The 19949-nt window shown below is 69.7% G+C and carries 19 protein-coding genes and 1 riboswitch; of the genes, 4 read left to right on the forward strand and 15 right to left on the reverse strand.

What is annotated here, in order from left to right; genetic code table 11:
- Positions 1-13: 13 nt before the first annotated feature.
- Genes SSP08S_RS31855 through SSP08S_RS31865 form a run of 3 tightly spaced genes read right to left on the reverse strand, consistent with a single transcriptional unit; the run spans position 14 to position 3529 of the window.
- Positions 14-961 carry a DMT family transporter gene (locus SSP08S_RS31855; protein ID WP_019071717.1) on the reverse strand — a complete coding sequence of 316 codons (948 nt, stop codon included), beginning with the start codon at positions 959-961 and terminating at the stop codon, positions 14-16.
- Positions 948-2495 carry a class I adenylate-forming enzyme family protein gene (locus SSP08S_RS31860; protein WP_019071718.1) on the reverse strand — a complete coding sequence of 516 codons (1548 nt, stop codon included), beginning with the start codon at positions 2493-2495 and terminating at the stop codon, positions 948-950. Before SSP08S_RS31860 ends, SSP08S_RS31855 begins: the two co-directional genes overlap by 14 nt.
- Positions 2492-3529, reverse strand: coding sequence for an FkbO/Hyg5 family chorismatase (locus tag SSP08S_RS31865; RefSeq protein WP_019071719.1), 1038 nt, complete (start codon positions 3527-3529; stop codon positions 2492-2494). Before SSP08S_RS31865 ends, SSP08S_RS31860 begins: the two co-directional genes overlap by 4 nt.
- Positions 3530-3731: 202 nt before the next feature.
- Between SSP08S_RS31865 and SSP08S_RS31870 the strand changes: the two genes are divergently transcribed.
- On the forward strand, positions 3732-4760 hold the full coding sequence (locus tag SSP08S_RS31870; RefSeq protein ID WP_019071720.1) for a helix-turn-helix transcriptional regulator: 1029 nt from the start codon (positions 3732-3734) through the stop codon (positions 4758-4760).
- Positions 4761-4820: 60 nt separating this feature from the next.
- Here the strand turns inward: SSP08S_RS31870 and SSP08S_RS31875 are convergent, their stop codons facing one another.
- The 12 genes from SSP08S_RS31875 to SSP08S_RS64570 all read right to left on the reverse strand — a co-directional run bounded on the left by SSP08S_RS31875 (position 4821) and on the right by SSP08S_RS64570 (position 17438).
- Positions 4821-6104 (reverse strand): MFS transporter, encoded by a 1284-nt coding sequence (locus SSP08S_RS31875; protein WP_026179001.1) that lies wholly within the window; start codon positions 6102-6104, stop codon positions 4821-4823.
- Complete coding sequence (locus SSP08S_RS56270) at positions 6097-7206, reverse strand: DNA glycosylase AlkZ-like family protein (RefSeq protein WP_019071722.1); 1110 nt, start codon at positions 7204-7206, stop codon at positions 6097-6099. The genes SSP08S_RS31875 and SSP08S_RS56270 overlap by 8 nt, the downstream gene beginning before the upstream one ends.
- A complete protein-coding gene (locus tag SSP08S_RS56275; protein ID WP_158697230.1) occupies positions 7203-7835 on the reverse strand; it encodes a hypothetical protein in 633 nt (210 codons plus the stop codon). The genes SSP08S_RS56270 and SSP08S_RS56275 overlap by 4 nt, the downstream gene beginning before the upstream one ends.
- A 114-nt stretch (positions 7836-7949) precedes the next feature.
- A complete protein-coding gene (locus SSP08S_RS31890) occupies positions 7950-9014 on the reverse strand; it encodes a YncE family protein (RefSeq protein WP_019071724.1) in 1065 nt (354 codons plus the stop codon).
- A gap of 107 nt (positions 9015-9121) precedes the next feature.
- Entirely contained in the window at positions 9122-9811 is a 690-nt protein-coding gene (locus SSP08S_RS31895; protein WP_158697231.1) for a putative 2OG-Fe(II) oxygenase, read from the reverse strand.
- A gap of 475 nt (positions 9812-10286) precedes the next feature.
- Entirely contained in the window at positions 10287-10829 is a 543-nt protein-coding gene (locus SSP08S_RS31900; RefSeq protein ID WP_026179002.1) for a hypothetical protein, read from the reverse strand.
- Complete coding sequence (locus SSP08S_RS31905) at positions 10826-11839, reverse strand: LLM class flavin-dependent oxidoreductase (protein WP_019071726.1); 1014 nt, start codon at positions 11837-11839, stop codon at positions 10826-10828. The genes SSP08S_RS31900 and SSP08S_RS31905 overlap by 4 nt, the downstream gene beginning before the upstream one ends.
- Positions 11836-13572, reverse strand: coding sequence for a dipeptide ABC transporter ATP-binding protein (locus SSP08S_RS31910; RefSeq protein WP_026179003.1), 1737 nt, complete (start codon positions 13570-13572; stop codon positions 11836-11838). Before SSP08S_RS31910 ends, SSP08S_RS31905 begins: the two co-directional genes overlap by 4 nt.
- The gene (locus tag SSP08S_RS31915) at positions 13554-14483 is read right to left on the reverse strand and encodes an ABC transporter permease (protein WP_019071728.1); all 930 of its coding nucleotides are present in this window, start codon (positions 14481-14483) and stop codon (positions 13554-13556) included. The genes SSP08S_RS31910 and SSP08S_RS31915 overlap by 19 nt, the downstream gene beginning before the upstream one ends.
- The gene (locus SSP08S_RS31920) at positions 14480-15439 is read right to left on the reverse strand and encodes an ABC transporter permease (RefSeq protein ID WP_019071729.1); all 960 of its coding nucleotides are present in this window, start codon (positions 15437-15439) and stop codon (positions 14480-14482) included. Before SSP08S_RS31920 ends, SSP08S_RS31915 begins: the two co-directional genes overlap by 4 nt.
- Positions 15440-15442: 3 nt before the next feature.
- A complete protein-coding gene (locus SSP08S_RS31925; protein WP_019071730.1) occupies positions 15443-17062 on the reverse strand; it encodes an ABC transporter substrate-binding protein in 1620 nt (539 codons plus the stop codon).
- Between the two features lie 235 nt (positions 17063-17297).
- Positions 17298-17438 (reverse strand): putative leader peptide, encoded by a 141-nt coding sequence (locus SSP08S_RS64570; protein WP_369407106.1) that lies wholly within the window; start codon positions 17436-17438, stop codon positions 17298-17300.
- Positions 17439-17456: 18 nt separating this feature from the next.
- Positions 17457-17570: riboswitch (SAM riboswitch) on the reverse strand.
- Between the two features lie 177 nt (positions 17571-17747).
- On the opposite strand from SSP08S_RS64570, the gene SSP08S_RS31935 reads away from it, so the two are divergent.
- From SSP08S_RS31935 to SSP08S_RS31945, 3 genes are all read left to right on the forward strand, one after another.
- Positions 17748-18767, forward strand: coding sequence for an MDR family NADP-dependent oxidoreductase (locus SSP08S_RS31935; protein WP_019071732.1), 1020 nt, complete (start codon positions 17748-17750; stop codon positions 18765-18767).
- Positions 18768-18797: 30 nt separating this feature from the next.
- A complete protein-coding gene (locus SSP08S_RS31940) occupies positions 18798-19238 on the forward strand; it encodes a MerR family transcriptional regulator (protein WP_019071733.1) in 441 nt (146 codons plus the stop codon).
- A gap of 130 nt (positions 19239-19368) precedes the next feature.
- The gene (locus SSP08S_RS31945; RefSeq protein ID WP_019071734.1) at positions 19369-19947 is read left to right on the forward strand and encodes a TetR/AcrR family transcriptional regulator; all 579 of its coding nucleotides are present in this window, start codon (positions 19369-19371) and stop codon (positions 19945-19947) included.
- Positions 19948-19949 lie beyond the last annotated feature (2 nt).

The following is a 19949-nucleotide window of genomic DNA, read 5'->3' on the forward strand; positions in this document are numbered from 1 at the left end:
CCGCCGGACGTGTTCAGTCCTGTGCCAGCACCGGTTCCGACACGTCGGCCGTCTCGGGCGCGGTCCGCGTCCGCGGCTGACGGCGCGAGAGCCCCACTCCGAGGAGGCACAGCGCACCTCCGGCGAGTGCCAGGCCGGACGGGAACTCGCCCAGCGTGGGCCAGGCCAGCAGCACGGTGAGGGCGGGCACGATGTAGGTCACCGCTCCCAGCCGCCCCGCCGGCATGTGCGCCAGCGCGTACGACCAGGTCCAGAACGCCAACGCCGTAGGAAGCAGCCCCAGATACACCACTCCCGCCCAGGCCCCGGCCGACGCGTCGCCCAGATCCGTGACGAGCTGACCCGCGAAGGGCAGGCAGGCGACGGCACCGATCGTGCTGGCGTAGGCGGTGACCTGCAACGGTGAGGCGTGGGAGAGCGCGGGCTTCTGGAAGATGACGCCCACGGCGTGACCGGCCGCCGCTGCGAGGCAGAGCAGCACACCGATGAGGGCCGAATCGCCGCCGCCGCTCGACGCCCCGGCCAGCGCCGCGCCCACGAAGGCCACCGCGAGACCGATGAGCAGGGGGCGCGGGAAGCCCTCGTGCAGCAGGAACCCGGCGAGCAGCGCGACCAGGAGCGGGCCCGCGCCGATGAGCAGGGCCGCCGTCCCCGCGTCCGTGTGCTGCTCACCCCAGTTCAGCGCCACCATGTACAGCCCGAACCAGAACACGCCCATGCCCGCGATACCGGGCCACGCGGCGCGCGCCGGCAGACCCTCGCGCCGGAACGCCACGACGGCGAGAAGCGCGACGGAACCGATGAGGAGACGGCCGAGCGCGAGGGGGCCGGGTCGCACGCTCTCGCCGATGTGCCGGATCGCCACGAACGCCGAGGCCCACAGGACCATGGTGAGGACTGCGGCGGCCAACGCGGAGACCGGAGTCCTCGGTTCGGCGGGGGACGTCTCATGCTGTGCCATCGGGCAACTCCCTGTTCGCTCCGCGCAGGACGCGGCGGAGAATCTTTCCCGTGCTGTTCCGGGGCAACGCGTCGATGAACTCGACGTCCTCGGGGACCTTGTACCAAGTGAGCTTCGCCGCCGTGGTGGAGCGGATGGTTGCCGCCAGCGTGGCGAGCCGGTCCGCTCCGGGCTCGGCGACGACGTAGGCGCGCAGGCTCGTCGTCCCGTCGGCCCGGCGCACCGAGCAGACGGCGGCCTCGCGCACCCCGGCGATTCCGGTGATCAGGTCCTCGACCTCGATGGGGTGGACATTGGCCCCGGCGACGATCTCGATGTCGTCCACCCGCCCGAGCAGCCACACCAGGCCCTTGGCGTCCACGCGTGCGGAGTCCCCGGTGGCGAACCACTCCTCCGGGCCGAGCCGGTGCGGCGGCAGGCCGCCCCGCTTCACACCGGGGCCGATGCCTGGGCCGGAGATCTGCAACTGCCCGACCTCGCCGTCCGGTACGGCCTCGCCCGCGTCGTCGACGACCTGCACCCGGTACGGCGCGAGGATCCGGCCCAGGCTGTACGGGTGGATCTCGTCCGGGCCGTTGGCCAGGACGGCGTGCCCGATCTCGCTGGTCCCGCAGATGTTCAGGAGCCGCGGTCCGAGGACGCGGCGCAGCCTGTCCTCCAGCGGCCGGGGCAGCGTCTCTCCGGCGACCAGAGCGAGCCGCAACCGGCCCAGCAGGTCGGCGACTTGAGGGCGGGCGAGCAGCCGGGCGTAGAAGCTGGGCTGGGCGTAGAAGACGCTCACGCCGTGGCGTTCCAGGAGCTGCGGGACGTTCGTCTCGTCCGCGCGCTGCGGGGACAGGACGACCGCGGCGCCGCGCTGCAGCGGGAGCAGGACCGAGTTGCCCAGCCCGTAGGCGAAGTACATGCGCGACACGGAGTAGCAGACCTCGCCCTGGCGGAGCGCGAGGACACCGCCGATCGCCCGGTCGAAGTGCAGGGCGTCACCGTGGTCGTGGAAGCAGAGGCGGGGCGCGCCCGTGGTGCCGGAGGTGAACACGGCGAAGGCGGGAGCGTCGGACGCCAGCGGCTCCGGAGTGTCGTCGCCGGCGGGGTCGTAGACCTCCGTCAGTTCCCTCGGCGTCACGCCCCGGCCGCGGAACTCCGCGCGGAGCGACGCGTCGGCGACGACCAGGGAGGCCTCGGCGATCTCCTCGCTGGTGCGCAACTCGTCGGCGTGGAAGAAGGTGTTGACCGGTACGGCCACGGCGCCGATGCGCAGGACGGCCAGGAACGTCGCCACGAAGGCGACGCTGTCGGGCAGCGCCAGCAGCACCCGGTCCCCGCGCCCGACCCCAAGTCCCCGCAGGGCGGCGGCGGTTCGGCGCACCTGGTCGTACACCTCGGCGTAGGAGTAGCGGTGCGTGCCCTGGAGGTACGCGGTCCGGCCGAGCCAGCCGCCCTGGCGTGCGAGGTCCTCCAGCCGTACGGACAGGTTGCCGGTGGCCGGGACGGTCTCTGCCGGAGTGGCGGGGCGGTCGGTCAGGATGTCCGTCACCTGCACACTCCCTCGATCTCGACCAGCAGGTCGGGCCGGCAGACCGCGACGTTGAAATAAGAGATGTCCGTGTCGGCGGGGAGCGTCGACTCGCAGATGTTCCGTACGACGGGCAGGTGCTCGGCGTCGCGTACATAGACCTTGACCTGGTCGAGGTCCTTGACGTCGTACCCGGCACCGTCCAGGCCGTGGGCCCGGAGATTGTCGCCGCCGACGAGCGCCTCGATGTTGCGCAGCGTCTCCTCGGTCTGGAGGGCGACGTTGTCGACGTGCACCGTGTCGTCGCCCAGAATGCTGGCCGTGCCCGAGACGAAGAGGCTCCCCGTCCCGGACCCCGGCGCGCCGACGTCCTTCAGGAACGTGGCCCGGGCGAAGCTCGGCGACTTCGGCCCGTACTGGGAGGGGTACTTGTACGCCGGAGTCTGACGCGGGTTCTCCAGGTGCACGGCCCGGCCCGGCTTCGTGGCCAGGAAGCAGACGTCGACGCCCGGAGAGAGAGTCCCGATGCCGGTGGCGGCCGGGAGTTGGGGGAAGCGGTCGGCGAAGGCGGCGAACGCCTCCGCCCGGCCTATGCAGAAGTCGCGGTAGATCTCCAGGCCGTCCGCGTTCGGACTGGTGATGCCGCCGATGAGGTTCCACATGCGGACCAGGTCGGTGTAGCCGCGCTCCCAGGTGAACCGCAGGGCGTTCTCGTACAGTTCGCGCACCGGCGAGCGGTACACCGGCTGGGGGCCGAGGCGTACCGCGTAGAAGACGTGCTCGCCGTCCTCGGCGAAGACGGCGTCGCCGGCGACGCCGGTCCGCACCGGGAGGGCGGTCCGCCAGATCTCCTCGACGGGACGGACGTGCTCGTTGGCCATATGCGTGGTCAGGAGCGGAGTGGCGTCGTCCAGGGTGGCTTCGGCAGGGGCGTCCGTGAAGCGGATCCGCCCCAGGACGGTGCCGCGAGAAGCCACGAGCCCCTCCGGCGCGCCGACGGGAACCAGGTCGGACCAGAGGCCCTGTAAGCGTGCCTCGGGCTGACGGTTACTCATGAATCTCCTTGTCTCAGCCGCGGCCGTCCGGGGTGTGACGGACACGGTCAACCGGCATGCGCTGCCCGGGTGTTGCGGGACGGTGAACAAAGCACCAGAGGGTTCGGCGCGGGTTCTGTTCCTGTTGAAGAATCTCCGGGGGCGCCCCTTGCCGGGCAGCCACAGACTTGCGCCAGGCACGATTACGAGGGGGAGACGAACCGTGAGCATCGGCGGCATAACGGACCTGCCGGACGTCCCGCAGGCGGGGACCGCGGCAGGCGACGTATACACGCTCGCCCTACGGAGCGAGTACGTCGACCTCCAACGGTGCGTACGCGAACTCGGCATCTCCGAGGCGGAGGCTGCGGCGGCCATCGACGACCTGCTGCGGCTGCGGCTCCTGCATCTGGTGCACGGCTGCACCTACGCCTACGTCGCCGTCAACCCGATGTCCGCCTCCCTGCAACTGCTCGCGGTGCAGGACGAGGCGCTGCGCCAGCGGCAGCACGAACTGGAGCGGCTGCGGCAGCAGATGCACAGCCTGCTGCCGCTGTACCGGGCCAACTTCTCGGGCGAACCACAGCATCCGCACGTGCAACGCGTCGAGGACCCGAGAGCCGCCCGGGGGATCCTCACCACGATCACGGTCGAGGCGAGACGGGAGATCCTGTTCTCCCTCCCCACCCAGGACCCCTGGGAGGAACCCGCCGACCTGGACCGCGGCGCGTGGCTGCGCAGCGCGGGGACACGCTCCGACCTCCTCAGGGTGCTGCTGCCGGAGTCGGCCAGGTTCGACGTACGGGTACGCGAGCGGGTCGAGACGCTGATCGCCGACGGAGGCCAGGTGCGCACGGCCGTCTCCCCTCCGGCCTGGCTGCTGGTCGTCGACTCAGAGGTCGCCGTGGTCCCCGCCGAGGAGGGCCCGGGGCTCAGCGTCGTCCGCGAGCAGTCCGTCGTCGCGGCGCTGCGGCACACCCTCACCGGAGCGTGGGACGAGGCACGGCCCTTCGACGGCAGCTACGACCACGACAGCGCCCGCTCCACCTCGGCCCTGATCGACGACGCCATTCTGCGGATGCTGCTCAACGGCCTGGAGGACAAGGTGATCGCCCGACGCCTGGACATCTCCCTGCGCACCTGCCAGCGACGCATCGCCGACCTCATGGACGCGCTCGGGGCCAGGACGCGTCTCCAGGCCGGCTATGTCCTCGGCCAGCGCGGACACGGCGAGGAACGGAAGGCTGCGTAGAGCGGGGCGCACCGCGGTGTCGGAGGCGATCGGTGAACGTCCTCGCCACGAGCGCCTGGGTCAAAGTACCTCCGCCTCGGCCGACGGAGGTACGACCGCGGTGGGAGCGGGCGGCGATGGCACGGTCCGGCCCAGGAGCGCCGTCGCACCGAGGAGCAGTGCCAGCGCCGCCGCCAGCAGGAGCGTCCCGGTCAGTTGCCACTCGGCCAGTGCCGCGCCGACCGCGAGGGCGGAGAGCCCGGAGCCGAGGTTGTAGGCGGAGCCGATACTGGCGTTGACCGTGGTGTGCCGATCTTTCGGGAAGGCCGCTCCGACCAGGACGAAGGCGATGATGTACATCGGCGTGAGTGAGGCACCGACGAGCAGACTGCCCAGCATGACGACGGGGAGGTTGGTGCTGAGGGCGACGACGGCGACGCCTGCCGCGAGGATGACCGTGGCCCCGAAGTAGCGTCGCCACAACTGGGCCTGCCGGTCGGGCAGACGTCCATAGATGAGACCGGCCACGATCCCGCCCACCGAGTCGAGTGCCATCAGCACGCCGGCCAGTTGGGCGTGGGAGTGTTCGAGTGCCCATGCCGGATAGCCCACGCTCAGTGCGCCCATGGCCAGGCCGAGGGCGGTCATCGGGGCGAGCACCGCCATTCCGTTGCGGGAGAACAGAATGCCGACCGTGCTCCGTTTGTCGACGCCGGGCCCGGCTTTGGCGGGCGGGCTCCCGTGCACTACGCGGTCGGCGCCCAGCAGGTGGATCACGCGGCTGAACCACACCGTTCCCACCAGTGCGCACAGGCCGCCCGTGATGACTGCCCACTGGGCACCGACGACCAGCCAGATGCCGGAGGTCAGCAGGGGCGCGACGACGAAAGTCGCCTCCTCCACAACCGAGTCGAGGGAGTGCAGCCTCGTGTTCTCGGCGTCGCTTCGGGCCATCTCCGTCCAGACCGTGCGAAGGACCGCGCTGTTCGGCGGAGCGAGCACGGCGGAAGCGGCGGTCAGTACCAGCGCGACCGGGTAGAGCACTATCCGTCCGCTCTGGGCCGTCAGAGCCGCCGCGGACGCCGTCACCGCGAAGGCGAGTGCCATGGGCAGCAACAGACGGTGGGCACCGAACCGGTCGATGAACGCGCCTTTGTACGGGCCGAAGACGGCCGCCCCGATCAGGAAGGCGGCGAATGCCGCTCCCGCCCAGCCCAGTTCGTGCTTGCTGGTGAAGAGGGCGATCATGCCGAACGGGACCATGCCGGCGGCGAGCCGGCCGATGGTCACCGCCGCGATGGCCGAAGCGACGCGCTTGTCTGTCAGCAGCGCTCGAAAGGTGGGCGGCGCCGGTTGCTCAGCCACGTTCATCCCCCTCGTAGATGACGGTGTCGCAGGAGGTCCAGTGCTTGACGGTGCTGACGGCCTCTTCGGTGGTCGACGTGGGTACGCTGGCGTCCAACTCGGTGTTCTCGACGACCAATGTCTGCTTGCGGCGGCGCAGCGCGACGCGTCCGACGATGTCGCAGCCGCGCAGGACCGGCAGGCCGAAGTAGCCGAAGGTCCGCTTCTCGGCGGGTTTGTACGCCTCCAGCTTGTAGTCCTTGCCGAACAGGCGCAGTAGCCGTTCCCGCGTCCAGACCAGCGAGTCGAACGGCGACAGAGGGGTCACGGCCTCCTCGTCGATCTTGACTGCCGGGTCGGCGTCGGGCGCCAGCCAGACGGGCTGGCGCCAGCCCGACACCGTACGCCGGTCGAGTCCGAGGGCATCGAGACCACCTTGTGCATCGGCCGTCCGCAGCCGAAAGTAGTCCGCGACGTCCTTTGTGGTCGCCACGCCCAGCGCATCGACTGCCCGGCGGCACAGCTCTCGGACGCATTCGGCTTCGGACAGTTCGGCATGGCGCAGCGGCTCAGGGATGGCGAGTTCGGGCAGGCAGTAGACACGCTCCCAGCGGTCCCGCTCGGCACAGACGGCTCCGCCGGTCGCGGCCAGCCATTCCAGGGCCCACCGGTACGCCGAGTCGCGCGACCAACCGGTGCCCGTCGCACCGCCGAAGTCTCGGAGCCGTACCCGGCCCTCGGCCTCCAGCAGCGTCCGGGCGTGTTTGACCGCCTCCATGTCCACGGACGGCCCGATCCATCCCCGCTCGAGGACGCGGCGGCGCCGGAAGCCGAAGGCTGGCCACATGTCGACCGGGACAAGGGACAGCGCGTGGGCCATTCCCTCGAACGAGGCGCCGGCGCCTTCGGTCGTACCGAGGCGTTGTGTCTCGTCCATCGGCGTACCGCGGCTGAGCAGGACGAGTTCATGGGAGCGGCGTACCGCGGACATCGAGTCGATCTGGACGCACCCGAGCCGGTCGAGCACCGCGCGCGGTGTCGTGTCGAGGGTGTTGAGCGTGTGCAGGCCCTGTGCGGCGACGGCGATGCGCCGCGCCTCGGGAAGAGTCAGTTCAGCGGTCATGACGCCCTCAGTGACTCGGGACCCACGAGGACGATCCTGGCGATCTCCTGCCCCCTGCGGATGTCGACGTCGGTGCGCGGGCTGATCGCGATGCTGAAGCCGGTCGACTGCATGCGGTCCAGTGAGGCCGGGGTGAGAACACCGACGAGAACGCCCAGTTCGGGCAGTTCCTCACTGGGGAAGGTCATGACGGACAGCGGCTGAAAGTCGTCCGGCATCCACCCCTGGCGCCACTCGACACTGCCCTGGCCGTTGGGGACGAACATGCTGCCCCAGCCGTCGCCGTCGCGGAACTCGTACAGGTGCAGCCATGGCGGCCGGTCCATGGCCAACGCGGTGCCGCCGCGTAACCAGACCTCCTGCTTGCCGACAGCCCCGGCCGAGGCTTCGGTGTCCTCCGCGGAGATCTCGATCTGTGGCAGGGCGGTGAGCGTGACGTCGACCGGGCTGAAGACCCGCCATCCGACCCGTTGGCCCAGATTCCACGGCGCGCAGAACTCGGGCTGGCGTGCGGCGCGCAGGTGCCGGAAGTTCTCGCGGTAGAGGCGTTCGCGTTCCTTCGCCGCCTCGATGTCGACCGTGCGTTGTTCGGGCACCAGAGCCCACGGGTGGATGCGTTCGAACTTCATGCTGAGCGTCTTCACCTCTTCCATGGGTACGTCGCCGACGAGGGATTCGCCGACGACGTACGCCGTATCCGTGCGTGCCCGGTGTGGCCGACCGAGCCTATCGATCTGCCGGGGTCAGCCGGCTGAGCCCACCGAACTGCCCGCAATGTGCTGGGCGTTGATGTCGACGTTGTCGAGGCTCACGCGGTCGGTGTCGAACAGCGAGACGCTGCAGGGCCCGAAGCCGACCGGGATGTCCTCGAAGACCGGCTGGCCTCCCGTTTCGTCGTCCGTGCTCAGGTCGACGTTGTCCATCCGGACCACCGTGATGGCGTGCGGCATGCTCCCGGGCTGTCCCGCGTGCATCACGGCGCCGCGGGAGAACGCCGACGAGTAGATCGTGAAGTCCGTCTCGTCGACGGCGATTCCCCGGGGCGAGGGTCCGGTCGGGAGGTACCGGGTGACCTCGAAGGTCTCCATGTCGATGACCGCGATAACCGACTCCCGCTCCAGGGTGACGAGCGCGTGCCGGTTGTCGGGCGAGAACGCGACCGCGCGACCACCCTGGCTGGTGACGGGGACCCGCCGCACGACCTTGTCGGTGGTGAGGTCGATCACCGGAACGTAGTCGACGGAGTTGCAGGCGACCAGCGCGTACCGGCCGGTGCGGTCGACGTTGAGACTGTACGGGTGCGAGTTCTCCTGCACGCGGATACGGGCGATCTCGCGTACGTTGCTGACGTCTCCGGTCTTGAGCCCGGAGATGTCTATCTTGGATATGTAGCCCGACCCCCAGACGCAGACGTACGCGGACTCGCCGACGATCGCCATGTGCCGGGGGTCGCGGCCGACGGCGACCTGGGTCAGTTCGTCGCGCGATTCCAGGTCGACCACGGACACCGTGTTGGAGCCCGAGTTGGAGACCAGCATGTAGCGGTCGCCAGGAAGGATGCCGATGCCTCGCGGGCCGGAGCCGACCGTGATCCGAGCTACTTCCCGGTGCGTCAGGGCGTCGATTTCGGAGACCGAGTTCGTGGACGTGTTCGAGACGAAGCCGCGTCCGTCCCGGGTGAACTTGACGCTGCCGCGAGGTGCGTTTCCGACGGGAATCGCCGTCACGGACGTGTAGCCGTCCGCTTCCTTTCGGATGACGGAGATCTGACCCGAATCGGTGTCGGTCGAATAGAGTTCGATTGCCACGTTTTACTCCTTACATCGAGTTGGATGCACAGAGCTGACGTTCCTTTTGGGCGAGGTGGTGCAACCCGCGCCTTTGCCGTTCAGGAGCGGGTGGTGATTTTCGTTCTTCAGCCGCCCGCAGGTCGCAGAGCGACGTCGGGGCTGAAGGTATAGGCGAGATTCCACGCAATCGAAATCCGGACATCCGTGTCGTCGTACGGCGGCACCGAGTGCTTCATCCAGCCCGGCAGGAGCAGAAGGTCGCCCGGGCGGCAGCCGACACGCACGATCTGACCTTCGTTGGCGAAGGTGATACCTGGATCGAAGACGTCCACGTTTGTACGGGGATCGGTCAACTCCAAGTCGCAGGAGCCGGCCGACGCCACGTAGTAGATGGCCGAGATTGCCGTGTTCGGATGGAAGTGGGCCGCATGATTGTTGCCACTACGATAGACGCTCGCCCAGCTTCGCAACGCCGCGACCTGGACATCTGTCGACGAGTTGGCCCCCACGGCCAGATGCAGCGGCTCGCGCCGGACGGTCTCCACGAACGTGCGGGCCATACCCAGCACCCATGCGGTCAGCCGGTCCACCTCGGGGTCGGCCCACTCGGTCAGGTTGCCCACCGTCTCGGACTTGAACGACAGGTCCTTGACCTCCGTCGTCATCCGGTGCAGCACCGACGCGGATAAATTCCCGTTGATTTCCTCTGCGAAAGGGCACGGGATTTTGGCGACAGGCGTGGCGAAAAGGCTGAGCAGCCTGGCCGAAGAACTATTGACGGGCGTTTCCAATTTGTTGCCGGCCGTTGTGGTCAACTACGCTCCCCATACGGTGGATCGCTTGCCGCGCACACGACTAGAACACACAGAGTTTCACGCACAGTCATACGAGGGAAATTGCCCGGAATGGATCTTCAGGCCCCGCATCTGGCTTAGGCTAGGCATCCAGCAGTGAACCTGTCAACGAGCCTCCGGTTGAGGAACGCGAACCAGCCACCGATTCCTGGTGCCGAGACCGGCCGATGCCCAGACATTCACCGAGTTCCGACAGCTGATTGAACGACCGCACGGTCGCCCCGGAGATGTCCGAGATGGCCGACCGTCACGGACCGCTCCCGCCTCGGGCATGATCGCACCCGAACCACGGGCCCACGACCAGGATGCGGAGGAAGAGCACACGAGACACGGTCTACCGAGGAGATGCTCGAACTCTTCGAGACCCAGCCCGGCCGCAGCCCACCGTCGACGTACAGGTCACTCCGGCTCGGCACGACAGCGACAGCCTGCGACCTCAAGTCACAGCCCCCGCCCTGCAGTCGGGCGAATCGCCAGGCCGCCCTCGGTACTTCCTCGAACTCGGCTGTGGTCCGGGCGCGTACGGGTTCCGTGCCGTGCGTCGTGACGGGCAGGTCGAGGAGCAGCCGTCCGTAGCCGGGCAGCAGATCACCCTGCCAGGCGCCGAAGACGACCGTGTACCGCGCCGCAGCAGATAGCCGTTGCCCGCGTCGGCGAGGGTACGGGGGCGGTTCGTGTGCGGGGCGTCGCAGAAGTACTGGACGGCCCGCTTGTTGCCCCGGTTGCCCCAGTCGAAGAACAGCCGTCGGCGTCCGCCGTCGACCGGGCGCAGGATCTCGACGTCCCCGCTGAAGCGCACCGTGCCGTCGCTGTCGCGCGGTGCGAGGTCGAGGTCGGTGATCGAGCGGAGGGCGGGTTTCGTGGGGTCCACGGTGTAGTGGGCCGTGGCCGTGAGAACTTCGTACTCCCCGCCCTCGGCGAAGCGATGCCCGTCCGCGAACGGCTCCCGGGCGTGGACCTCCAGTCGTACGGGACTCATCGCGCGGCCTCCAACTGCGCGGGGCGCCAGCCCAGTTCGGGTGCGACCAGGTGGAGTACGTCGTGCAGGATCTGTTCGTACTCCTCCCGCCGGAACTCGTACGGCAGCTCAAGGCGCAGCTCCGAGACCGCCGACACCACCGGGTCCGCGGCCAGTTGCTCCAGGATCTGCTCCGCCGTGCCGACCACATCGGGTGCGAACAGGGTCCGCCTCGGGCCCTGCGGGGCGAGGGTGCGGGCGTGACGGCTGTCGGCGTACGTCCGGTAGCGGGCGCGGGTGGCCCGGTCGGCGCTGTCGAACGGGACGACGACGCGGCCCACCGCGACACGGGCGGTGGGCTGGACGCGCCGGTACTCGGTGAGCAGGTTCGACTGGGCCGTGGTGAAGTCGTCGGTGTTCTCGCCGGTGACGATGTTCCCGGACAGCAGGTTGAGGCCGCTCTCACCGGCCCAGCGGGCCGAGCGCAGGCTACCGCCGCCGTACCAAATGCGGTCCACCAGGCCGGGGTTGTGCGGTTGCAGGCGCGGGCGCTGGGTGTTGCCCGGTGACTCGATCACCGTGTCCGGGCCGCCGAGGTAGTCGCCGCGCAGGTTGTCGACGACGCGGGCGACCCTGCCGTACGACAGGTCGAAGGTACGCCAGTCGCCGTCGTAGACGAGGTCGCCCAGGAGTTCGGCGTGCGGCATGCCGGTGCTGAAGCCGACCTGGAGCCGGCCACGGGACAGTACGTCGGCCAGCGCCAGGTCCTCGGCGAGCCGGAACGGGCTCTCGTAGCCGATCGGGATGACCGCGGTCCCCAACTCGACGCGCTGGGTGCGTTGTCCGGCCGCGGCGAGGAACACCGCGGCCGAACCGACGCCGTGTTCGAGGTGCCGTTGCCGGATCCACGCGCCGTCGTAGCCCAACCGCTCGCCGTACTCGAAGAGTTGGAGGGTCTCCTCTAGGCCGGTGTACGGGTCGTCGTCGGCGAAGTTGCCCGGGGTGAGGAAGGCGAGGGAGGTGATGGTCATGCGGTCTGCGTCCTCAGGTCGTGGTCGTCCCGGCGGCCGGGGATCGCCGCGAGCAGCTCGCGGGTGTACTCGTGGCGGGGGTGCTTGAACAGGTCGTCGGGGGCGCCTGTCTCGACGATGCGGCCCGCCCGCATGACCGCGACCTCGTGCGCTATCTGCCGTACGACGGCCAGGTCGTGCGAGATGAACAGGTACGCCACTCCGGTGTCGGCCTGCAACTCGGCCAGCAGGTCCAGGACTTGGGCCTGGACGGAGACGTCGAGCGCGGACACCGGCTCGTCGCACACCACCAGGTCGGGGGAGAGGGCGAGGGCCCGCGCGATCGCGACGCGCTGCCGCTGACCGCCGGAGAGTTCCGCCGGGCGGCGGTCCAGGGTCGCGGCGGGCAGGGCGACCCGGTCGAGAAGTTCCCGCGCCCGGTCCAGCCGGGAGGTGCGGTCGCCGACTTTGAAGGCACGCAGCGGTTCGGTGATCACCTCGCCGATGGAGAAACGGGGGTCGAGCGAGGCGTACGGGTTCTGGTAGACGAGCTGGGCGCGTCGGCGCAGTTGCCTGGCCTGTGCGCCCCTGGCAGTGGTGACGTCGGTACCGTCGAACAGGATGTGTCCGGCGCTGGCGTCGGTGAGGCGGAGCACCAGGCGGGCGGTGGTCGACTTGCCCGAGCCGGATTCGCCCACCAGGGCGAGGGTGCGGCCGCGGTGGAGAGTGAGGCTGACGTCGTCGACGGCACGCAGCGTGCGGGACTCGCCGTTCGCGCGGGGCAGCCTGAACTCCTTGACCGCGTTGCGGAGTTCGACCAGCGGTGTTGTGCCGGTGGGCGGGGGTGCGGTGGCCTTGGTGCGGGGGATCGCGGTCGTCAGGCTCGGCGCGCTGGCCAACAGGCGTCTGGTGTAGTCGTGTTGGGGATCGGCGAGGACCTCACGGGTCGCTCCGGCCTCGACCACCCGCCCCTGGGACATGACGACGAGGCGCTGTGCCCGGTCGGCGGCCACGCCGAGATCGTGGGTCACCAGCAGGATCGCGGTGCCCAACTCCTCGGTGAGGCCCTGGAGATGGTCGAGGATGACGCGTTGCACGGTGACGTCGAGCGCGCTGGTCGGCTCGTCCGCCACGATCAGCCTCGGCCGCGCGGCGATGGCGATCGCGATCAGGGCGCGCTGCCGCATGCCGCCGGAGAGTTCGTGCGGGTACTGCCGGGCCCGGGTGGCCGCGTCCGGCAGTCCGGCCCGGTGCAGGATGTCGATCGCCTCCGCCGGCGCGGAGCGGCGGGTCGCGAGACCGTGGATGCGCAGCACCTCGGCGACCTGCTCACCGATGCGTTTGACCGGATTGAGGGACACCGACGGGTCCTGGGGCACCAGGCCGATCTGCGCGCCGCGCACGGTACGCAGCTCCGCCTCGCTCAGCGCGGTGAGGTCGTGCCGGCCGAAGCGGATCGTGCCCGCGTCGATCGTGGCGTTGGCCGCCAGCAGCCGGGTGATCGCATGCGCGGTGGTGCTCTTGCCGGACCCGGACTCCCCGACCACCGCGGTCACTTCGCCCGGGCGTACGTCGAGATCGACGTCCCGCACGGCTGCTACGGTGCCGCCGCGGGTGCGGTACGACACGGACAGACCGCGTATCTCCAGCGCGGCGCCCTCGCCGGGGTCCGGGTCGGTGCTCGGTGTCGTGCTCAAGTCCTCATCCGTTCCAGGTGTGTTCGGCGGGCGGTCGCTCATGACTGCCGGGACCATTCGCCGTCCAGCGCGCGTGCGATGCGGTTGGTGGCGAGCACGGTCGCCGCGATCGCGAGCCCGGGCAGCGCCGTCAACCACCAGGCGTTGGCGAGGTAATTGCGGCCGTCGGAGATCAACGTGCCCCACTCCGGGGCCGGTGGTGGGGCGCCGTAGCCGAGGAAGCTCAGGGCCGACACGGCGAGGATCGAGGAGCCGAAGTCGAGGGTGGCCAGGACGATCACCGGGCCCGCCGCGTTGGGCAGCACATGTCGGCCCAGCACCGAGTACCAGCGGGCCCCGCACGAGCGCGAGGCCTCGACGAAGACCGCCTGCCGCACCCGCAGCACCTCGGCCCGAGTGACCCGCGCGAAGCTCGCCACGCTGGCGATACCGACCGCGACCGCCACCTTGACCGTGCCGTAGCCGAGCGCGGTGACCAGGGCCAGGGAGAGGAACAGCGCCGGGATGGAGAGGAGTACGTCGACGAAGCGCATCAGCACGTCGTCGATCCAGCGGCCCACGAAACCGGCGATCAGCCCGATGAGACTGCCGACCACGAAGGCGACCGCGACCGCGATGAGGGTTGCCTTCAGGGAGAGCTGGGCGCCGTGGACGACCCGGGAGAACACGTCACGGCCCAGTTCGTCCGTGCCGAACCAGTGCGCGCCGCTAGGGCCCCGGAAGTTCTGCGACGGCACGCCCGCCAGCGGGTCCCGGGAGGTGAACAGGCCCGGCCAGAACGACGCCAGCACCACCAGGACGAGGACCAGGACCGACAGCAGCAGACCGGGGCGGCGCACCACGAACCGCAGGACCCGGCGCGCGTCGACTCGGCGCGCGGTCCCGGAGCTGCCGGGCCCAGGTTCGACCGGCCGCGCGAGGCCGAGCGCGGCATCGGCGGCGGTGTCGTCGACAAGACCCTGACTCATACGGCTACCGCCTTCCGGCCCGAGGCCACCACGATCCGCGGGTCGAGCAGCGGATAGACGAGATCGACGAGCAGGTTCGTCAGGACGAAGATCAGCGCCCCGAACACCACCACCCCCTGCACCAGCGGGATGTCCTGGGCCGTGACCGCGGCGGCCGTCACCCGACCGAGGCCGTCACGCGAGAACACCGTCTCGACGACCACCGAACCGGCGATCAACTGCCCCACCAGCAGGCCGACCACGGTCAATGCCGGCAGGGACGCGTTGCGCAGGGCGTGCCGCAGATGGACCCGCCACCGCCCGGCGCCCTTGGCGCGGGCGGTCTCCACATAGGCCTGGTCCAGCGCGGTGAGCAGGCTCTTGGCGAGCACCTGTGCCACCTGCGCACCGGTCGGGATCGCCAGCGTCAGGGCGGGCAGGACCAGCCCCCGTAGCCCGTCGTTGCCGAACGCGGGGAACCAGTGCAACCGGAACGAGAACGACTCGACGAGCAGCAGCCCCACCCAGAACGTCGGGACCGACACCCCCAATGGCGGCAGCGACAGCAGCAGTTGACGCAGCCAGCGGCGTGAGGTGTAGGTCGCCACGACCGCCAGTCCGCCGCCGAGCAGCACGGCGAGGAGCAGCGCGGCACCGGTCAGCTGGAGGGTCTGCGGGAGGGCGTCGGCCAGCGTCGAGGACACCGGCCGACCGGTGGAGACCGAGTCGCCGAAGTCCCCGCGCACCGCCCGGCCGAGGTAGTCCGCGTACTGCACCAGAATCGGCTTGTCGAAGCCGTACTCGTGGCGCAGCGCGGCGAGTTGGGCCGGATCGACCGTCCCGGAGTCCATTCCGGCACTGGCCATCGCCGTGACCGGATCGCCCGGCAGGAAGTCGAGGACCAGGAAGGACACCGTGTAGGCGGCCCACAGCACCCCGACCGCCTGGGCGAGCCGTTTGATCGCGTAGCGGCGCATGTGTCAGCCGATCCAGGTGTCGTGCAGCTGGATCCGACTGGAGGCGTCGAAGTTCAGGTTGTGTACCTTCTTCGCCACGCCGATCTGCGTCTGGAGCTCCACCACCGGCACGTCGTAGGCGTTCCGCACGATCAACTGCTGCGCCTGCTCCACCAGTTGGCTGCGCTTGGTGGCGTCGGTGGTCGCCGCCTGCCCGGTCAGCGCGGTGTCCAGCGGGGTCGTGGGAAGGCGGTAGAAGTTGGCGAGCTCGGTGGAGAAGGAACTGCGCAGGATGTCCGGGTCGGCGCGGGTCACGTTGCTCCATACGGCGTCGTAGTCGCCGGACTGAAGTGTCGGGGTGAGCTGGGTGACCTGGACCTGCTTGAGCGTCAGGCCGACTCCGACAGCCTTGAGTTGCTGCTGGATCAGCTCCAACGCGGGCTGGTTCGTGGCCGAGTTGGGGATCCAGTCGACCGTCAGGCTCAGCTTCTTGCCGTCCTTCGTCCGGATGCCGTCGCTGCCGGCCTTCCAACCGGCCGCGTCCAGCAGGGACTTCGCCTTGGCCGCGTCGGTCGTCAGGTCCGAGGACAGGTCGGCGTAGTCGGGTGTGGTGTGGGCCAGGATGCTGGTCGCGGGCTGGGTGCCGGTCGGGAACACCGTGTCGGCGATCTGCTTGCGGTCGATGGCGAATCCGATGGCCTGGCGGACTCGCGCGTCCTTCAGCACCGGCCGCGAGTTGTTGAAGGCCAGGCCGAACACGACTCCGGGATTGGCCCGCCGTTGAAGGGTTACCTGACCGCCCTTGAGGGCCGCCTCGTTGGCCTTGCCGACGCTGCTGATCGCGTCCACCTGACCCGACTGGAGGCTGCCTGCCCGAACTCCCGCCTCGGGTACGACCTTGAAGACCACCTTGTCGAGATAGGCCTCGCCGCTCTTGGTCCACCGTGAGGACCCCCAGGCGTACCCGGTGCGCTTGGCGAGCGTGATCGACTGGTTCTGCACGTACTGCTTCAGCACGAAGGGCCCGGAGCCGACCACCCCCTGGCTGCACTTCTCCTGAGGCGACTTCTTCGCGCTCGCCGACGACTCGATGCCCAGCGAGTGCGTCGAAGTGGCTTGCAGGAACTGGGCGTTGGGCTGCTGGAAGGTCACCTTGACGGTGAGCGGATCGACCACGGTCGTGCTCTTCACGCCGCTCAGATAGCCCTCGGCGAGGGTGCCCAGCGCGCCGAGCTTCGGCACCGCGTCGAAGTTGTCCTTGACCACCTGCGCGGTCAGCTTGGACCCGTCGCTGAAGGTGACACCCGATCTGAGATGGAACGTGAACGTGGTCGCGTCGGAGCTGATGTCCCAGCTCTTCGCCAGCCACGGCACGATCTTGCCGGTCGCGGGGTCCTGGTCGGTGAGGGAGTCCACGATCTGCCGTACTGAGTAGATGGTGTCGTTGCTGGCCACCTGCTGCGGGTCCACGCAGCCGGCGTCGGAGCCCACCGCGAATGTGAGGGTGCCACCGGACCTGGCCTGTCCGCCGCCGCTGTCGGAGCCGCCGCCTCCCGATCCGCAGGCGGTCAGCAGGACGCTGGTGGTCAGGAGGGCGGCCAGCGCCGTCCAACGGGTGGGTCGGATATCCGGATGTGCTCTCACGGACAGTGCTCCTACTCGTGTCACTACGCATGTGGTGCCCGGTGGATCACGGCTGCGCGCGGGCGCGCCGCTCCGGTCGGCGCAACGCCGAGGACGGGCAGTGCAGTTGGGGGGGCAGGCGGGAAGGGACGCGGCGGTTGCGGATCGGGTCCGTGAGCACGGACAGGACCGCGAGAGGCTGCGGGAGAACGCCTACGGGGCCGCGACAGACGTCAGACGGACGTGGTCAAGGCGGTCAGGCGCGACACAGACAGCTGGTGAAGCGCTGCAGGTCGATGTGGCGGCGGCGCGAGAACCGGGAGAACACTGTCGCGGCCGTCAGGGAAACGATGGAGACACTCGGGTCACTGCTGTGTCGCACGACCGTCCTCCACATCTCCGACCCGGCCACAGGGCCTCGCGCTTGCAGAGATCCTCGGTGATCCTGCCGGGCTTTCACCTGGAGCACCCCACCGCGTCGGAGGGTTGCCGGTCAGCAAGCCAGGGCTTCACGCTGACACTCGATGCCGATCGTGATCGTACGGAGCGTCGTCCTCGTACGTCAATGCCGGGTGTGGGCCGACGAGAGGGGGAATCGACCGGACGGTCCGCTCCGGCTTGACCTTGACGCGCGCGTCAACTTCTACCGTCGGTGGGCGCCGCCGCAAGGTGTGCGGCGCTCCGACCAGCCGTCAGGAGTCAGCAGATGTCCGCGTCGAACATCCCCGCCACGCATCGCGAGGTACGTCTCGCCTCCCGTCCCGAAGGCGCCCTCGACTCCGGCCACTTCACCGTGGTGGAGGTTCCCGTCCCGCGACCGGGACCAGGGCAGGTGCTGGTACGCAACAGCCTGATGAGCGTCGCCGCGTCGCTGCGCACCCTGATGAAGGAGGACGTGGGAATGCCTTTGCCGTCGTTCGAGGTCGGCCGGCCGCTGTCGGCTCCGGCGGTCGGCGAGGTGGTGACTGCCCCCGAGGGCGGGACCCTGCGCCCCGGTGATCCGGTGACGCACCGGGCGGGGTTCCGCGAGTACGCGGTGGTGGAGGCCGACGCGGTGCGACTCGTCGACCTGACGGTTCTGCCGGACCCGGTGGCGTACCTCTCGCAGGGCTCGGCCGCCTGGATCGGCGTCGTCCGGGGAGCCGAAGTACGCGAGGGGGACACGGTGTTCGTCTCCGGCGCGGCGGGTGGACTCGGCACCCTGGCCGGGCAGTTCGCCCGCCTGCGCGGGGCGGGCCGCGTCATCGGCAGCACCAGTTCACAGCGCAAGGCCGACTACCTGGTCGGGACACTGGGATACGACGCGGTCGTGCTGCGCGGAGCCGGCCCGATCGAGGACCAGCTGCGCAAAGCGGCCCCCGAAGGCATCGACGCGGTCGTCGACACCGTCGGCGGGGAGCAGTTGCGGGCCGCGCTGGCCCTGGCCCGTCCCGGTGCCCGCGTGGGGCTCGTCGGAGCGCTCTCCGCGCAGGTGGCGGGTGAGAGCACGGCGCCCGTCGAGATCGACACCTACTCGCTCATCGTGCGGGGGATCCAGCTCCGCGGCATCAGCGGCGCGCGCCACCGGGACGCGCTCGCGGAATACCCGGAGACGTTCGGCCGCTGGATCAGGGAGGGCTCGGTCACCGTCCCGCACACCCGGCTGTCCGGAATCGACCAGGCACCCCGCGCCCTGATGGAACTGCTCGAAGGACACCACATCGGCACGGTGGTCGTGGAGTTGTAGTCGCCGGCCACCCGACTCCTGGAGGACGGAATGCGTATCGGCGACGCGGCGGCAGTTCTGGGTGTCACCACCCGCACCCTGCGCTACTACGAGCAGCGTGGCCTGGTCACGGCACGGCGTACGACGTCGGGACAGCGGGAGTACGGCGAGGAGGACGTACGGCGACTCCACGCCGTCCGCGAGCTGTTGGACTCCGGCCTCACCATCGGCGATGTCCGTCTCCTCATCGAGATCGTCGACGCGCTGCCCGACCGCCCGGAGGTGTCACAGGTCCGCAAGGGGCCCTATCCGGACACCTGCGTCGTCCCGCAGGTGGCCATCCGGCGGCTGGCCGATCTCGAGGCCCGTATCCGCGGATTGACGGAGGTTCGAGACCGCCTCGCAGACCGGCTCGACCTACGGTTCGGTGTCCTGGTCGGCGAACTCATGGGCGTCGACGTCCCCATGAGCGATGCCCGGACGGGTTCCTGACCACGCCGTCACCTCGGTGCACCGTGTCGTCAACGGGCTGCTGCACGAACTGCGCAGGCGGAAGAGCGGAGCGGACCCCGGTTCGCGACACTTTCTTGAGCGTGCGTTCCAGATAGGTTACTGTCGAGGCATGGCAAGGACCCGGGAATTCGACACCGAGGCGGCCGTGAGCCGCGCGATGGACCTGTTCTGGACGCGCGGCTACGAGGCCACCTCGGTGCGCGACCTGACCGGGCATCTCGGGATCGGCCAGGGGTCGCTGTACGCGGCGTTCGGCGACAAGGACGGCCTGTACCGGGCCGCGTTGGAGCACTACCGCAGCACTCTCGCGGCGGACGCCCTGCGGAGCCTCGACGAGGGCGCGGACGCCCGCTCCGCGATCCGCGCGATGCTCGTCGAACGGATCCGCATCGCGGTCGAGCACGGCGGCCGGGGCTGCCTCGCGGTCAACGGCGTCTGTGAGCGCCTGCCCAAGGACGCGGCGACCCGGCGCACGGTGTGCGACATGCAGGAGGCAAGCCGGGAGGCGCTCGCGGAGGTGCTGAGCGCGGCGGTGGAACGGGGCGAGATCACGACGGACCGCGACCCGCGGACCCTCGCCGCCTTCCTCGTCACCTTCCTCAACGGACTGCTCGTCTCCGCGAAGATCACCCCGGATGCCCGCGCCCTCGAACCCCTCGTGGACGTCGCCCTGGCGGTCCTCGACTGATC

This window comes from Streptomyces hokutonensis (assembly GCF_000376565.1).
GTDB classification, from domain to species: Bacteria; Actinomycetota; Actinomycetes; order Streptomycetales; family Streptomycetaceae; genus Streptomyces; species Streptomyces hokutonensis.

Bases quoted from the DNA above. Each gene is read 5' to 3' on its own strand.
- SSP08S_RS31855 (WP_019071717.1), bottom strand. From the start codon at position 961: ATGGCACAGCATGAGACGTCCCCCGCCGAACCGAGGACTCCGGTCTCC.
- SSP08S_RS31865 (WP_019071719.1), bottom strand. From the start codon at position 3,529: ATGAGTAACCGTCAGCCCGAGGCACGCTTACAGGGCCTCTGGTCCGAC.
- SSP08S_RS56270 (WP_019071722.1), bottom strand. From the start codon at position 7,206: ATGACCGCTGAACTGACTCTTCCCGAGGCGCGGCGCATCGCCGTCGCC.
- SSP08S_RS56275 (WP_158697230.1), bottom strand. From the start codon at position 7,835: ATGAAGTTCGAACGCATCCACCCGTGGGCTCTGGTGCCCGAACAACGC.
- SSP08S_RS31900 (WP_026179002.1), bottom strand. From the start codon at position 10,829: ATGAGTCCCGTACGACTGGAGGTCCACGCCCGGGAGCCGTTCGCGGAC.
- SSP08S_RS31905 (WP_019071726.1), bottom strand. From the start codon at position 11,839: ATGACCATCACCTCCCTCGCCTTCCTCACCCCGGGCAACTTCGCCGAC.
- SSP08S_RS31910 (WP_026179003.1), bottom strand. From the start codon at position 13,572: ATGGTCCCGGCAGTCATGAGCGACCGCCCGCCGAACACACCTGGAACG.
- SSP08S_RS31915 (WP_019071728.1), bottom strand. From the start codon at position 14,483: ATGAGTCAGGGTCTTGTCGACGACACCGCCGCCGATGCCGCGCTCGGC.
- SSP08S_RS31920 (WP_019071729.1), bottom strand. From the start codon at position 15,439: ATGCGCCGCTACGCGATCAAACGGCTCGCCCAGGCGGTCGGGGTGCTG.
- SSP08S_RS64570 (WP_369407106.1), bottom strand. From the start codon at position 17,438: ATGTGGAGGACGGTCGTGCGACACAGCAGTGACCCGAGTGTCTCCATC.
- SSP08S_RS31935 (WP_019071732.1), top strand. From the start codon at position 17,748: ATGTCCGCGTCGAACATCCCCGCCACGCATCGCGAGGTACGTCTCGCC.
- SSP08S_RS31940 (WP_019071733.1), top strand. From the start codon at position 18,798: ATGCGTATCGGCGACGCGGCGGCAGTTCTGGGTGTCACCACCCGCACC.
- SSP08S_RS31945 (WP_019071734.1), top strand. From the start codon at position 19,369: ATGGCAAGGACCCGGGAATTCGACACCGAGGCGGCCGTGAGCCGCGCG.